Annotated in this window: 9 protein-coding genes and 1 tRNA gene; 2 read left to right on the top strand and 8 right to left on the bottom strand. The window is 71.3% G+C overall.

The window, feature by feature from the left end:
• Positions 1-81: 81 nt before the first annotated feature.
• Both V7S47_RS11140 and V7S47_RS11135 read left to right on the top strand, forming a co-directional pair.
• Positions 82-154: transfer RNA gene (locus V7S47_RS11140), tRNA-Leu, on the top strand.
• A 40-nt stretch (positions 155-194) separates the two neighbouring features.
• Entirely contained in the window at positions 195-935 is a 741-nt protein-coding gene (locus V7S47_RS11135; RefSeq protein ID WP_336561612.1) for a helix-turn-helix domain-containing protein, read from the top strand.
• A gap of 3 nt (positions 936-938) precedes the next feature.
• Here V7S47_RS11135 and pyk read toward each other — a convergent pair whose 3' ends face one another.
• The 8 genes from pyk to trpC all read right to left on the bottom strand — a co-directional run bounded on the left by pyk (position 939) and on the right by trpC (position 13,019).
• Positions 939-2,411, bottom strand: a complete 1,473-nt coding sequence (gene pyk, locus V7S47_RS11130) for a pyruvate kinase (RefSeq protein ID WP_090854761.1) — start codon at positions 2,409-2,411, stop codon at positions 939-941.
• A gap of 71 nt (positions 2,412-2,482) precedes the next feature.
• Entirely contained in the window at positions 2,483-3,952 is a 1,470-nt protein-coding gene (locus tag V7S47_RS11125) for a glutamate synthase subunit beta (protein ID WP_090854758.1), read from the bottom strand.
• Positions 3,945-8,489: a glutamate synthase large subunit gene (gene gltB / locus V7S47_RS11120; RefSeq protein ID WP_336561611.1), complete on the bottom strand. Its 4,545-nt coding sequence runs from the start codon at positions 8,487-8,489 to the stop codon at positions 3,945-3,947. The genes V7S47_RS11125 and gltB overlap by 8 nt, the downstream gene beginning before the upstream one ends.
• Positions 8,490-8,660: 171 nt before the next feature.
• Positions 8,661-9,581: a prolipoprotein diacylglyceryl transferase gene (lgt, locus tag V7S47_RS11115; protein ID WP_336561610.1), complete on the bottom strand. Its 921-nt coding sequence runs from the start codon at positions 9,579-9,581 to the stop codon at positions 8,661-8,663.
• Position 9,582: 1 nt separating this feature from the next.
• Entirely contained in the window at positions 9,583-10,185 is a 603-nt protein-coding gene (locus tag V7S47_RS11110) for an SCO family protein (RefSeq protein WP_336561609.1), read from the bottom strand.
• Positions 10,178-10,975: a tryptophan synthase subunit alpha gene (gene trpA, locus V7S47_RS11105; protein ID WP_336561608.1), complete on the bottom strand. Its 798-nt coding sequence runs from the start codon at positions 10,973-10,975 to the stop codon at positions 10,178-10,180. The genes V7S47_RS11110 and trpA overlap by 8 nt, the downstream gene beginning before the upstream one ends.
• Positions 10,972-12,240, bottom strand: coding sequence for a tryptophan synthase subunit beta (gene trpB, locus V7S47_RS11100; protein ID WP_336561607.1), 1,269 nt, complete (start codon positions 12,238-12,240; stop codon positions 10,972-10,974). The genes trpA and trpB overlap by 4 nt, the downstream gene beginning before the upstream one ends.
• Complete coding sequence (gene trpC, locus V7S47_RS11095) at positions 12,237-13,019, bottom strand: indole-3-glycerol phosphate synthase TrpC (protein ID WP_336561606.1); 783 nt, start codon at positions 13,017-13,019, stop codon at positions 12,237-12,239. The genes trpB and trpC overlap by 4 nt, the downstream gene beginning before the upstream one ends.
• Positions 13,020-13,099: the final 80 nt, after the last annotated feature.

Here is a 13,099-nt window from a genome sequence, read left to right as displayed (position 1 = left end):
CCGAAGTCCCGAGATCGTCCGACAACGAAACTCTAGTACTTCAGTCTACTTAAGCCAAGGGTAGGGTGGCGCCGCCTCCCGGCCCCGGTAGTCCAACGGCAGAGACAGTGGTCTCAAACACCATCCAGTGTGGGTTCGAATCCCACCCGGGGCACACGACCGATCCTGTCGGTGGCAGGCGAGAGACTGCCGGCATGTACGACGACTCCACGAGAGCAACCGCTCTCAAGCTGCTCCAGGGCATGACGCTCAGCGACGCGAGTCGGGCCACCGGAGTCAGCCGGTCGACCCTCAGGGCTTGGCGTGACGCCACCGGGCCAGCCCCGACGCCCGGGTGCCACCGGTGCGCAGGGAGATCGCCGCCGGCCAAGCCCTACGCCGCTTTGCTGGGCTACTACCTCGGCGACGGATGCCTCTCGCGGCACCCTCGCTACTTCGCGCTCCGAGTGAGCTGCGACCAGACGTACCCCGGGATCGTCGACGACGTGGTGGAGCTCATCGAGTCCGTGCGCCCCCACCGACGGGTCTTCCAGGTGATGGCTCCTGGAGCCGTCGTGGTGCAGTCCAACTGGGTGCACTGGCCGTGCCTCTTCCCGCAGCACGGGCCAGGGCGCAAGCACGAGCGCGCGATCATGTTGGAGGACTGGCAGAGGGTGGTGGTCGAGGCGTACCCGGCCGCGTTCTTGTGCGGGCTCTTCCACTCCGACGGCTGTCGGGTTCGCAACTGGGCGACGCGGCTCGTAGCGGGCCGCAAGAAGCGCTACGACTACCCCCGCTGGCAGTTCGTCAACGCCTCGACCGACATCCGTGAGACGTGTTGCTGGGCACTCGATCTGGTCGATGTCACCTGGCGGCAGTCGAGCACTCGCACCATCAGCGTCTCGACCCGCGCGGGCGTAGCCCGCCTGGACGAGCTGATCGGACAGAAGAGCTGAGCGTCAGCTCCGCTGGTACGCCGGCGCGACGCCGTTGATCGCGTCGCCCATCCGGTGGATGCGCAGCGCGTTGGTCGAGCCGGGGATGCCGGGAGGGGCGCCCGCGATGATCACGACGAGGTCGCCCTCCTGCACGCGACCGATCCGCAGCAGCTGGTCGTCGACCTGGCGGACCATCTCGTCGGTGTGCTCGACGGTCTGGGTCTTGAAGGTCTCGACGCCCCACGACAGCGAGAGCTGCGAGCGCACGGTCGCCTCCGGGGTGAAGGCCAGGAGCGGCACCGGGCCGCGCAGCCGCGACATCCGGCGAGCGGAGTCGCCGGACTGGGTGAAGGCGACGACGTACTTGGCGCCCACCCGCTCCGCGACCTCGGCAGCCGCCTTGGCGATCACGCCACCGTTGGTGTGCGGGTCCCACTCGATGGTGTCGAACACGCCGACCCCGGAGGAGCGCGCTGCCTCGAGCGCGTGCCGCTCGGTGGAGGTGATGATCCGGGCCATCGTCTCGACGGTGTGGATCGGGAACTCCCCCACGCCGGTCTCGCCGGAGAGCATCACCGCGTCGGCGCCGTCGAGAACGGCGTTGGCGACGTCGGAGGCCTCGGCGCGGGTCGGCGACGGGCTCGAGATCATCGACTCCAGCATCTGGGTCGCGACGATGACGGGCTTGGCGTTGAGGCGGGCCTTGCGCACGATCTGCTTCTGCAGGAACGGCACGTCCTCGAGCGGGCACTCCACGGCCAGGTCGCCGCGGGCGACCATGAAGCCGTCGAACGCCGCGATGACCTCGTCCAGGTTCTCGATGGCCTGCGGCTTCTCGATCTTGGCGATGACCGGGACCAGGACGCCCTCCTCGCGCATGATCGCGCGCACGTCCTCGGCGTCCTTGGCGTCGCGCACGAAGCTGAGCGCGATGAAGTCGACGCTGAGGCTCAGCGCGAAGCGCAGGTCGCGGATGTCCTTCTCGGACAGCGCCGGGACGGAGACGGCCACACCGGGCAGGTTGATGCCCTTGTTGTTGCTGACCTTGCCACCGACCAGCACCTCGGTGTGCACGTCGGTGCCGTCCTCGACCCCGGTGACCCGGAGTCGGACCTTGCCGTCGTCGATGAGGATCGGGTCGCCGACCTTCACGTCACCGGGCAGGCCCTTGTACGTCGTCCCGCTGATCTTGTCGTCGCCGTCGACGTCCCGGGTGGTGATCGTCCAGGCCTGGCCCCGGCGCAGCTGCACCGGACCGCCCGAGAACTTCTCCAGCCGGATCTTCGGCCCCTGGAGGTCGGCGAAGATCCCGACCCCGTGACCGGCGGCATCGGCCGCCTCGCGGACGAGCCGGTAGGCCTCCGCGTGGTCCTCGTGGGTGCCGTGACTCATGTTCAGCCGGGCGACGTCCATCCCCGCGTACACGAGTTCGCGGATGCGCCGCGGGGAGGAGGTGGCCGGGCCGAGGGTGCAGACGATCTTGGCTCTACGCACGAGAGAAGAGTCTACCGTGACTTTGATCGTTCAAAGACCGAACCCCCGGCCCGACCGGTGTTGTTCGCCGTTCAGACCACCAGCGGACGGTCGGTGGGCTTGATCGGTGCGGGCAGCGTGGTCGACCCGGTCAGGAACCGGTCGACGTTGGCGGCCGCGGCGCGACCCTCCGCGATGGCCCAGACGATGAGCGACTGGCCGCGACCGGCGTCGCCGGCGACGAAGACGCCCGGCACCGACGAGGCGTACGACCCGTCGCGAGCGACGTTGCCGCGCTCGTCGAGCTCCACCCCGAGCTGGTCGACCAGGCCGTCCTTCTCCGGACCGACGAAGCCCATCGCGAAGAGGACCAGGTCCGCCGGGATCTCCCGCTCCGTGCCCTCGACCTCGGTGAGCTTCCCGCCCTCGAAGAAGACGTCGACGAGCTTGAGCGCGCGCACGCGGCCCTCGTCGTCGCCGATGAACTCCTTGGTGGAGACGGCGTACACCCGCTCCCCCGCCTCCTCGTGGGCCGAGGAGACCTTGAAGGTCATCGGGTACGTCGGCCACGGCTGGCCGGCCGGTCGCGCCTGAGGCGGCTCGGGCATGATCTCCAGCTGGGTGATCGACGCCGCGCCGTGCCGGGTGGAGGTGCCGAGGCAGTCCGCGCCGGTGTCGCCGCCGCCGATGATGACGACGTGCTTGTCGGTGGCCAGGATCTGGCCCTCGACCTCCTCGCCGAGCGCGGCCCGGTTGGCCTGCGGCAGGAACTCCATCGCCTGGTGGAGGCCGGCGAGCTCCTTGCCGGGCACGTCCAGCCCGCGCGGGATCGTCGAGCCCATGGCGAGCACGACGGCGTCGTACCGCTCCCGGAGCCGCTCGGCGGTGAGGTCGCCCTCGCCGACGGTGACGCCGGCCCGGAAGACCGTGCCCTCGCGGCGCATCTGCTCGAGGCGCTTGTCGAGGTGCTTCTTCTCCATCTTGAACTCGGGGATGCCGTAGCGCAGCAGGCCGCCGACCTTGTCGGCCCGCTCGTAGACCGCCACCGTGTGACCGGCGCGGGTGAGCTGCTGGGCGGCGGCGAGACCGGCCGGGCCGGAGCCGACGACGGCGACCGTGCGGCCCGAGAGCCACTCCGGCGGCTGGGGCCGGACGAAGCCGGACTCCCACGCCTTGTCGATGATCGAGACCTCGACGTTCTTGATCGTCACCGGGTCCTGGTTGATGCCCAGGACGCAGGCGGTCTCGCACGGGGCCGGGCACAGCCGACCCGTGAACTCCGGAAAGTTGTTCGTCGCGTGCAGGCGCTCGATGGCGCCCTCCCAGTCATCGCGCCAGACCAGGTCGTTCCACTCCGGGATGATGTTCCCGAGCGGGCAGCCCTGGTGGCAGAACGGGATGCCGCAGTCCATGCAGCGGCCGGCCTGCTTGCTGATGATCGGCAGCAGGGCGCGGCCGATGCCGCCCGGGTAGACCTCGTCCCAGTCCTGGACCCGCTCGTCGACGGGCCGGCGCGAGGCGACCTCGCGGCCCTCCTTCAAGAAACCCTTCGGGTCAGCCATTGAGGGCTCCCATCATCGCGTTCGCAATCTCGTCCTCGCCCAGGCCCTCGGCCTCGGCCTTGGCCTTGGCCTCCAGCACCAGGCGGTAGTCGCGCGGCATCACCTCGGTGAAGCGGGTGAGCGCGTTCTCCCAGTCGGCCAGCAGCTCCGCCGCGATCTCGGAGCCGGTCTCCTCGGCGTGCGCGCGGACGAGCTCCTCGAGCTCCACCGCGGCCTCGCCGACGACCGGACCGAGCTCGACGAGCTCCTTGTTGACCCGGAACTCCTTGAGGTCCAGGACCCAGGCGATGCCGCCCGACATGCCGGCCGCGAAGTTGCGGCCGGTCTTGCCGAGCACGACCACCCGACCGCCGGTCATGTACTCGCAGGCGTGGTCGCCCACGCCCTCGGTGACCGTCCAGGCACCGGAGTTGCGGACGGCGAACCGCTCGCCGACCCCGCCGCGGATCAGGATCCGGCCCGAGGTGGCGCCGTACGCGATGGTGTTGCCGGCGATGATCTGCTCGTGCGACTTGAACGTCGCCGCCCGGTCGGGCCGGATCACGATCCGACCGCCGGAGAGGCCCTTGCCGACGTAGTCGTTGGCGTCGCCCTCGAGGCGCAGCGTGACGCCCTGCGGCACGAACGCGCCGAAGGACTGGCCCGCCGAGCCGGTGAAGGTGATGTCGATGGTGCCCTCGGGGAGACCCTCGCCGCCGTACCGCTTGGTGACCTCGTGGCCGAGGATCGTGCCGACGGTGCGGTGGACGTTGCGGATCTCCACCTGCGCCCGGACCGGCTCCTTGCTCTCGAGGGCCGGCGCGGCGAGCGGCACCAGGGTGGTGACGTCGAGCGACTTCTCGAGGCCGTGGTCCTGGCCCGTGGTGTTGCGCAGCGCCGCCCCCTCGGGCAGCTCGGGCTGGTGGAAGATCGGGGTCAGGTCGAGCCCGGCCGCCTTCCAGTGCTCGATCGCCCGCGCCGTGTCGAGCGCGCCGACCTGGCCGACCGCCTCCTCGATCGAGCGGAAGCCCAGCGCCGCGAGGTGCTCACGGACCTCCTGGGCGATGTACTCGAAGAAGTTGACGACGTACTCGGCCTTGCCGGAGTAGCGCTCGCGCAGGACGGGGTTCTGCGTCGCGACGCCCACCGGGCAGGTGTCGAGGTGACACACCCGCATCATGATGCAGCCGGAGACCACCAGCGGGGCGGTGGCGAAGCCGAACTCCTCGGCGCCCAGGAGGGCGGCGATGACGACGTCGCGACCGGTCTTCAGCTGGCCGTCGGCCTGGACGACGATCCGGTCGCGCAGCCCGTTGAGCAGGAGGGTCTGCTGGGTCTCGGCCAGGCCGAGCTCCCAGGGACCGCCCGCGTGCTTCAGCGAGGTGAGCGGGGACGCGCCCGTGCCGCCGTCGTGGCCGGAGATGAGCACCACGTCGGCGTGCGCCTTCGAGACGCCGGTCGCGACCGTGCCGACGCCGACCTCGGAGACCAGCTTCACGTGGACGCGGGCCGACGGGTTGGCGTTCTTCAGGTCGTGGATCAGCTGCGCCAGGTCCTCGATCGAGTAGATGTCGTGGTGCGGCGGCGGGCTGATCAGGCCGACGCCCGGCGTGGAGTGCCGGGTCTTGGCCACCCACGGGTAGACCTTGTGGCCGGGCAGCTGGCCGCCCTCGCCGGGCTTCGCGCCCTGCGCCATCTTGATCTGGATGTCGTCGGCGTTGGTGAGGTAGTCGGACGTGACGCCGAAGCGCCCGCTCGCGACCTGCTTGATCGAGCTGCGGCGCTCGGGGTCGTAGAGCCGCTCGACGTCCTCCCCGCCCTCACCGGTGTTGGACTTCGCGCCCAGCCGGTTCATGGCGATGGCCAGGGTCTCGTGCGCCTCCTGGCTGATCGAGCCGTACGACATCGCGCCGGTCGAGAACCGCTTGACGATCGCCGAGACCGGCTCGACCTCGTCGATGTCGATCGGCTGGCGGCCGCCGTCCTCGGCGTCCTTGAACCGGAACAGCCCGCGCAGGGTCATCAGCCGGTCGGCCTGCTCGTCGACGCGCGAGGTGTACTGCTTGAAGACGTCGTAGCGACCGGCACGCGTGGCGTGCTGGAGGCGGAAGACGGTCTCGGGGTCGAAGAGGTGCGGCTCGCCCTCACGGCGCCACTGGTACTCGCCGCCGATCTCGAGCTCGCGGTGGGCGGGCAGGATGCCGCCGCGCGGGTACGCCGTGGCGTGCCGGCGGGCGACCTCCTCGGCGATCGTGTCGATCCCGATGCCGCCGAGCTTCGACGTGGTGCCGGTGAAGTAGCGGTCGACCACCGACGAGGACAGCCCGAGCGCCTCGAAGATCTGGGCCCCGGTGTACGACGCCACCGTCGAGACACCCATCTTCGACATCACCTTCAGCACGCCCTTGCCGAGTGCCTTGATGAGGTTCTTGACCGCGACCTCGGGGTCGGTCGTGACGTAGTGGCCCTCGCGGGCCAGGTCCTCGACGGACTCCATGGCGAGGTAGGGGTTGACCGCGGCCGCGCCGTACCCGACGAGGAGCGCGACGTGGTGCACCTCGCGGACGTCGCCGGCCTCGATGATCAGGCCGACCTGGGTGCGGGTCTTCTCGCGGACCAGGTGGTGGTGGACCGCGCCGGTGAGCAGCAGCGACGGGATCGGCGCCAGCTCGGCGGTGGAGTGCCGGTCGGACAGCACGATGATCCGCGCGCCGCCGGCGATCGCGGCGCTGACCTCGGCGCAGATCTCCTCGATCCGCGCCGTCATCGCAGCGCCGCCGCCCTCGACGTCGTAGAGACCACGCGACACGTGGCTGATGAAGCCGGGAGCGTCGCCGTCGCGGTTGATGTGCCGGATCTTGGCCAGGTCGTCGTTGGAGATGACCGGGAAGGGCAGCACGACCTGGCGGCACGAGGCGGGCGTCGGCTCCAGGAGGTTGGCCTCCGGGCCGATGGTGCCGTTGAGCGAGGTGACGAGCTCCTCGCGGATCGCGTCGAGCGGCGGGTTGGTGACCTGCGCGAACAGCTGCGCGAAGTAGTCGAACAGCAGGCGCGGCTTGGCGCTCAGGGCCGCGATGGGCGAGTCGGTGCCCATCGAGCCGAGCGGCTCGCCCCCGGTGTTGGCCATCGGGGTGAGCAGGATCCGCAGCTCCTCCTCGGTGTAGCCGAAGACCTGCTGACGACGGGTCACCGACGCGTGGGTGTGCACGATGTGCTCACGGTCGGGGATGTCGTTGAGGTGGATCAGGCCGGCGTGCAGCCACTCGTCGTACGGGTGCTCCGCGGCGAGGCCGGACTTCACCTCCTCGTCCTCGATGATCCGGTGCTCGTCGGTGTCGACGAGGAACATCCGGCCCGGCTGGAGGCGGCCCTTGCGGACGACCGTGGCCGGGTCGAGGTCGAGCACGCCGACCTCGGACGCCAGCACGACGAGGCCGTCGTCGGTGACCCAGTAGCGCGAGGGGCGCAGACCGTTGCGGTCGAGGACCGCACCGATCTGGGAGCCGTCGGTGAAGACCACCGCGGCCGGTCCGTCCCACGGCTCCATCAGCGCGGAGTGGAACTCGTAGAAGGCGCGCCGCTTGGCGTCCATCTCGCCGTGGTTCTCCCACGCCTCGGGGATCATCATCAGCACCGAGTGCGGCAGCGAGCGACCGCCCATGTGGAGCAGCTCGAGGACCTCGTCGAAGGAGGCGGAGTCCGACGCACCGGGGGTGCAGATCGGGTACAGCCGGTCCAGGTCGCCCGGGATCAGGTCGGAGTCGAGCAGCGCCTCGCGGGCCCGCATCCAGTTGCGGTTGCCCATCACCGTGTTGATCTCGCCGTTGTGGGCGATGAACCGGAACGGGTGGGACAGCGGCCAGCTCGGGAAGGTGTTCGTCGAGAACCGCGAGTGGACGACGGCGAGGGCCGAGGCCACCCGCTCGTCGACCAGGTCGGGGAAGAAGTTGTCGAGCTGGTCGGTCGTCAGCATGCCCTTGTAGGCCATGGTGCGCGACGACAGCGACGGGAAGTAGACGTCGGTCTCGCGCTCCGCGCGCTTGCGCAGGCAGAAGGCCAGCCGCTCCAGGGCCATGCCCGTGACGCGCTGGCCGGCACCGGCCACGAACAGCTGGACGAACGTCGGCATCACGCCGAGCGCGGTCTTGCCGAGGATGTCGGGGTTGACCGGGACGTCGCGCCAGCCGAGGACCGCGAGGCCCTCCTCGGTCGCGATCTCCTCGATGCGGGCGCGGGTCGAGGAGACCTCGTCGGCGTCACCGGGGAGGAACGCGGTGCCGACGGCGTACGCGCCGGCGGCCGGCAGGTCGAAGCCCGCGACGGCCCGGAGGAAGGCGTCGGGGACCTGCATCAGGATGCCCGCGCCGTCGCCCGAGTTGGGCTCGGCCCCCGCAGCACCACGGTGCTCGAGGTTGCGCAGGGCGGTGAGGGCCTTCGCCACGATGTCGTGACTGGCCACGCCGGTCAGGGTCGCCACGAAGGCCACGCCACACGCATCGCGCTCGTGGCGGGGGTCGTAGAGCCCTTGGGGCGGCGGGAACGCGTGCTGGTACGGCACGGATCCTCCCGTCGTCGTCAGCGCCGGAGGTGGCTCGCGGGGAGTCCCCTGGCCGGCGGAATCGGCAATGCAGTTGGGATCTGGCAGATGGTGATCTGGACCCAGATCGGCAGGGGACGACACTGGCCCACGCGGAGGGGCTTAGGTTACCAGCACGTTGCGGCGCTCGTGCTACTCGCGATCGTCGGCGGACGTCCTGGGGACGTCGTGGGGCTCCTCGACCGGCTCGTCGACCGACTCCCCGGCGGGCTCGGCGGCGGACTCGTCGTACACCTGCTCCTCGCGGCCGGGGTGCGCCCGGAGGCTCCAGACGAAGTACGCGGCGGCCAGGACGAAGAGCACGATCGAGGTCCACACGTTGAAGCGCAGGCCGCCGACGTCGGAGAGCTCGACGTTGTCGATGCGCAGCATCTCGATCCAGCCGCGCCCCAGGGTGTAGGCCATGACGTAGAGCGCGAGCACCCGGCCGTGGCCGAGGCGGAAGCGCCGGTCGGCCCAGACGATCAGCGCGAAGGCGGCCAGGCACCACAGGCACTCGTAGAGGAACGTGGGGTGGAAGGTGGTGCCGGCGGCGTAGCCGGCGTCGCGGGCGGTGTCGTCGCTGACCTCGAGGGCCCAGGGCAGGTCGGTCGGCTTGCCGAAGAGCTCCTGGTTGAACCAGTTGCCCCACCGGCCGAGCGCCTGGGCGACCAGGACACCGGGCGCGAGCGCGTCGAGGACGGGCAGCAGCCGGATCCCCTTGACCTTGGCGCCGACGACGATGCCCAGCGCGCCCGCGGCGATGCCGCCCCAGACGCCGAGTCCGCCCTCCCAGACGTAGAGCGCGCGCCACGGGGTACGGCCCTCGCCGAAGTAGAGGCCGTGGTCGGTGGCGACGTGGTAGATCCGGGCGCCGACGATGCCGAAGGGCACCGCCCAGATGGCCAGGTCCTGCACCTCCCCCGCCTTACCGCCCCGCGCGATCCAGCGACGCTCGCCGATCCAGATGGCGGCGACGATGCCGAGGATGATCGCCAGCGCGTAGCCGCGCAGCGGGACCGGACCGAGGTTCCAGACCCCGGAGTCGGGGCTCGGGATGGCCAGGATCGTCATGTCAGTCCTCTCCCAGGAGCATCTCGATGTCCGCGGCGTACTCCGCCGAGGAGGTGTCCTGGCCCCAGTAGACCGGGACCTCCCCCGAGCCGTCGAGGGCCAGCACCTGGGTCCCGTGGCCGCCGAGCTCCTCGTCGGTCAGGGGCTTGCCCTCCTCGCCCTCGACGACGTAGATGCCCACGGTCTTGCCGAGCTCGGCCACGGTCGCGATGTCGCCGGTCAGCCCGACGAACGACGGGTCGTAGCGGTCGAGGTAGCGGCGCAGGACCGGCGCGGTGTCGCGGGTCGGGTCGGTGCTGACGAAGGTCATCCCGACCTGCTTGCGGTCCGCGTCCGAGAGCCGGGTGAGCGCCGAGGCGATCGTCTGCATCGTCGCCGGGCAGATGTCCGGGCAGTGCGTGTAGCCGAAGAAGACCAGGGTCAGCCGGGCGTCGGCCCCGTCGGCCAGCGACACGGGCTCACCGTCGGTGTCGGTCAGCTGCTGCGCGCCGATCTCGAACGGCCGGTCAGGTACGACGGTCGCGCTCAGCTCGCCCTCGGGCGTGTCGCTGCCGCAGCCGACGAGCAGGAGCAGGCTCGCCAGCAGGATGCCTGCCCTACGCACGTCGGACGCCGCCCGCGAGGTCTTCGGTGAGCGCGGCGAGGGCGCGCAGGCCCGCCGCCCGGTCGTCCGCGTGGTCGAGCAGGGTGCGGACGAAGGCCGAGCCGACGATCACGCCGTCGGCGTACGCGGCGATCTCGGCCGCCTGGTCGCCGTTGCTGACCCCGAGACCGACGCCGACCGGCAGATCGGTGGCGGCCTTGGTCCGCGCGACGAGCGGTCCCGCGAGGTCGCTGGTCGAGGTGCGGGCTCCGGTCACGCCCATCACCGCGGTGGCGTAGACGAAGCCGCGGCAGGCGGCCGTGGTCATCGCGATCCGCTCCTCGGTCGACGAGGGCGCGACCAGGAACACCTTGTCGAGGTCGTGGGCGTCGGCGGCGGCGATCCACTCAGGCGCGAAGTCGGGGGTCAGGTCGGGCGTGATCAGGCCCGCTCCGCCGGCGCCGGCCAGGTCGGCCGCGAACCGCTCGACGCCGTACTTCTCGACGGGGTTCCAGTAGGTCATCACCAGGGTGGGGGTGCCGGTGGCCGCGACCGCCTCGACCGTGCGGAGCAAGTCGGCGGTGCGGACGCCGCCCTCCAGGGCGGCCTGCGCCGCCGCCTGGATGGTCGGGCCGTCCATGACCGGGTCGCTGTAGGGCAGGCCGATCTCGATGACGTCGCAGCCGGCGTCGACGAGCACCTTCAGCGCGTCGATGCCGCCCCGGACGTCGGGGTAGCCGGCCGGCAGGTAGCCGACGAGCGCGGCGCGGCCGTCGACCCTGGCCTTCTCGAACGCAGTGGCAGTCGTCATCCGACCGGGTCCTCCGTCACCTTGTCGGGGTCGCCCAGGCCGAAGTACTCGATGGCGGTGCCCATGTCCTTGTCGCCGCGGCCGCTGAGGTTGATCAGCACGGTGGCCTCCGGCCCCTTCTCGGCGGCCAGCTGCTCGGCCACCTTCAGCGCGCCGGCGACCGCGTGCGCGGACTCGATCGCCGGGATGATCCCCTCGGTGCGGCTCAGCAGCGCGAGCGCCTGCATCGCCTCGTCGTCGGTGACCGGGAGGTACGACGCCCGCCCGGTCGCCGCGAGATGGGCGTGCTGCGGACCCACCCCGGGGTAGTCGAGGCCGGCGGAGATCGAGTGGGACTCGACGGTCTGGCCGTCCTCGTCCTGGAGCACGTAGGTCCGCGCGCCGTGCAGCACGCCCCGGTCACCGGCCCAGATGGTCGCCGCGTGGCGGGGCGTGTCGACGCCGTCGCCGCCCGGCTCGAAGCCGTAGATCGCCACGTCGGCGTCGTCGAGGAAGGCGGTGAACAGGCCGATCGCGTTGGACCCGCCACCGACGCACGCGGCGATCGCGTCGGGCAGCACGCCGTACCGCTCCAGGCACTGGGCGCGGGCCTCGTCGCCGATGCCGCGGGTGAAGTCGCGGACCAGGCTCGGGAACGGGTGCGGACCGGCCGCCGTGCCGAAGAGGTACGCCGTGTGGTCGACGCTGGCCACCCAGTCGCGCATCGCCTCGTTGATCGCGTCCTTCAGCGTCGCGCTGCCGGAGTCGACCGGGACGACCTTGGCGCCGAGCAGGTTCATCCGGGCCACGTTGAGCGCCTGGCGGCGGGTGTCGACCGAGCCCATGTAGACGGTGCAGTCGAGTCCGAAGTACGCCGCGGCCGTGGCGCTGGCGACGCCGTGCTGGCCGGCGCCGGTCTCGGCGATCACCCTGGTCTTGCCCATCCGCTTGGTGAGCAGGGCCTGGCCGAGCACGTTGCGGATCTTGTGGGCGCCGGTGTGGTTGAGGTCCTCGCGCTTGAGCAGGACCCGGCAGCCGACCCGGTCGCTGAGCCGCTGCGCGTGGAAGAGCGGGCTCGGGAGCCCGGCGTACTCGCGCAGGATGGTGTCGAAGTCGTGGACGAAGGCCGGGTCGGCCATCGCCTCCTGCCAGGCGACCGTGAGCTCGTCGAGGGCGGCGATCAGGGCCTCGGGCATGAAGCGGCCACCGAACCCCTCTCCGGCGCCTCCGAACCAGCCCTGCTCGTCCGCGTCGTACGACGTCGTCCGCTGCACCTCGGTGGTCATGCTTCCACTCCCGTCATGGCGGCCACCGCTGCGCGGGGGTCTCCGTCCTTCACGAGCGCCTCGCCGACGAGCACCGCGCGGGCACCCTCGGAGACGAAGCGCTTGACGTCCTGCTCCGAGAAGATCCCGGACTCCGCCACCTTGACGCGGTCGTCCGGCACCAGCGGCGCGAGGCGGCCGAAGGCGTCGGTGTCGATCTCGAGCGTCTTGAGGTTGCGGGCGTTGATGCCGACGAGCTCGGCCCCGAGGGCCACGGCCCGCTCGGTCTCCGCCTCGTCGTGCGCCTCGACCAGCACGGTCAGGCCCAGCTCGCGGGCCTCGTCGTAGAGCCGGCGCAGCTCGTCGTCGTCGAGCGCGGCGACGATCAGGAGCGCCAGGTCGGCACCGGCCGCGCGGGCCTCGACCAGCTGGTAGCTGGTCACGATGAAGTCCTTGCGCAGCACGGGGACGTCGACTGCGGCCCGGACGGCGCGCAGGTCGTCGAGGCTGCCCCCGAAGCGGCGCTGCTCGGTGAGCACGCTGATCGCGGCCGCGCCGCCGGCGGCGTACTGCGCGGCGAGGGCTGCGGGGTCGGGGATGTCGGCGAGCGCTCCCTTGCTGGGGCTCTTGCGCTTGACCTCGGCGATCACGCTCGAGCCCGGCGCCCGGAGGTGGGGCATCGGGTCGAGGGCCGGCGGTGCGTCGGCCAGGGCGGCCCGCAGGTCGGCCAGCGGGACGGCCGCCTCGCGCCCCGCGAGGTCGGCCCGGACCCCGGCGACGATGTCGTCGAGCACGGACATGCGAGAGCCTCCGGAACAGCGGGCGGGGTGGACTCGTCCAGTCTCTCACCCGGGCCATGCGTGAGGTTTGGCCGGGCCGC

Source organism: Nocardioides sp. CCNWLW216, from assembly GCF_037120545.1.
Lineage (GTDB): Bacteria > Actinomycetota > Actinomycetes > Propionibacteriales > Nocardioidaceae > Nocardioides > Nocardioides lianchengensis.
Note: the sequence above shows the minus strand (reverse complement) of the source record. Positions and strands in the feature narration are given on the sequence as shown.

What these genes read in the sequence shown, in the direction of transcription:
- V7S47_RS11135 (WP_336561612.1), top strand. Translation starts at nt 195, where the DNA reads ATGTACGACGACTCCACGAGAGCAACCGCTCTCAAGCTGCTCCAGGGC.
- V7S47_RS11125 (WP_090854758.1), bottom strand. Translation starts at nt 3,952, where the DNA reads ATGGCTGACCCGAAGGGTTTCTTGAAGGAGGGCCGCGAGGTCGCCTCG.
- lgt (WP_336561610.1), bottom strand. Translation starts at nt 9,581, where the DNA reads ATGACGATCCTGGCCATCCCGAGCCCCGACTCCGGGGTCTGGAACCTC.
- trpA (WP_336561608.1), bottom strand. Translation starts at nt 10,975, where the DNA reads ATGACGACTGCCACTGCGTTCGAGAAGGCCAGGGTCGACGGCCGCGCC.
- trpB (WP_336561607.1), bottom strand. Translation starts at nt 12,240, where the DNA reads ATGACCACCGAGGTGCAGCGGACGACGTCGTACGACGCGGACGAGCAG.
- trpC (WP_336561606.1), bottom strand. Translation starts at nt 13,019, where the DNA reads ATGTCCGTGCTCGACGACATCGTCGCCGGGGTCCGGGCCGACCTCGCG.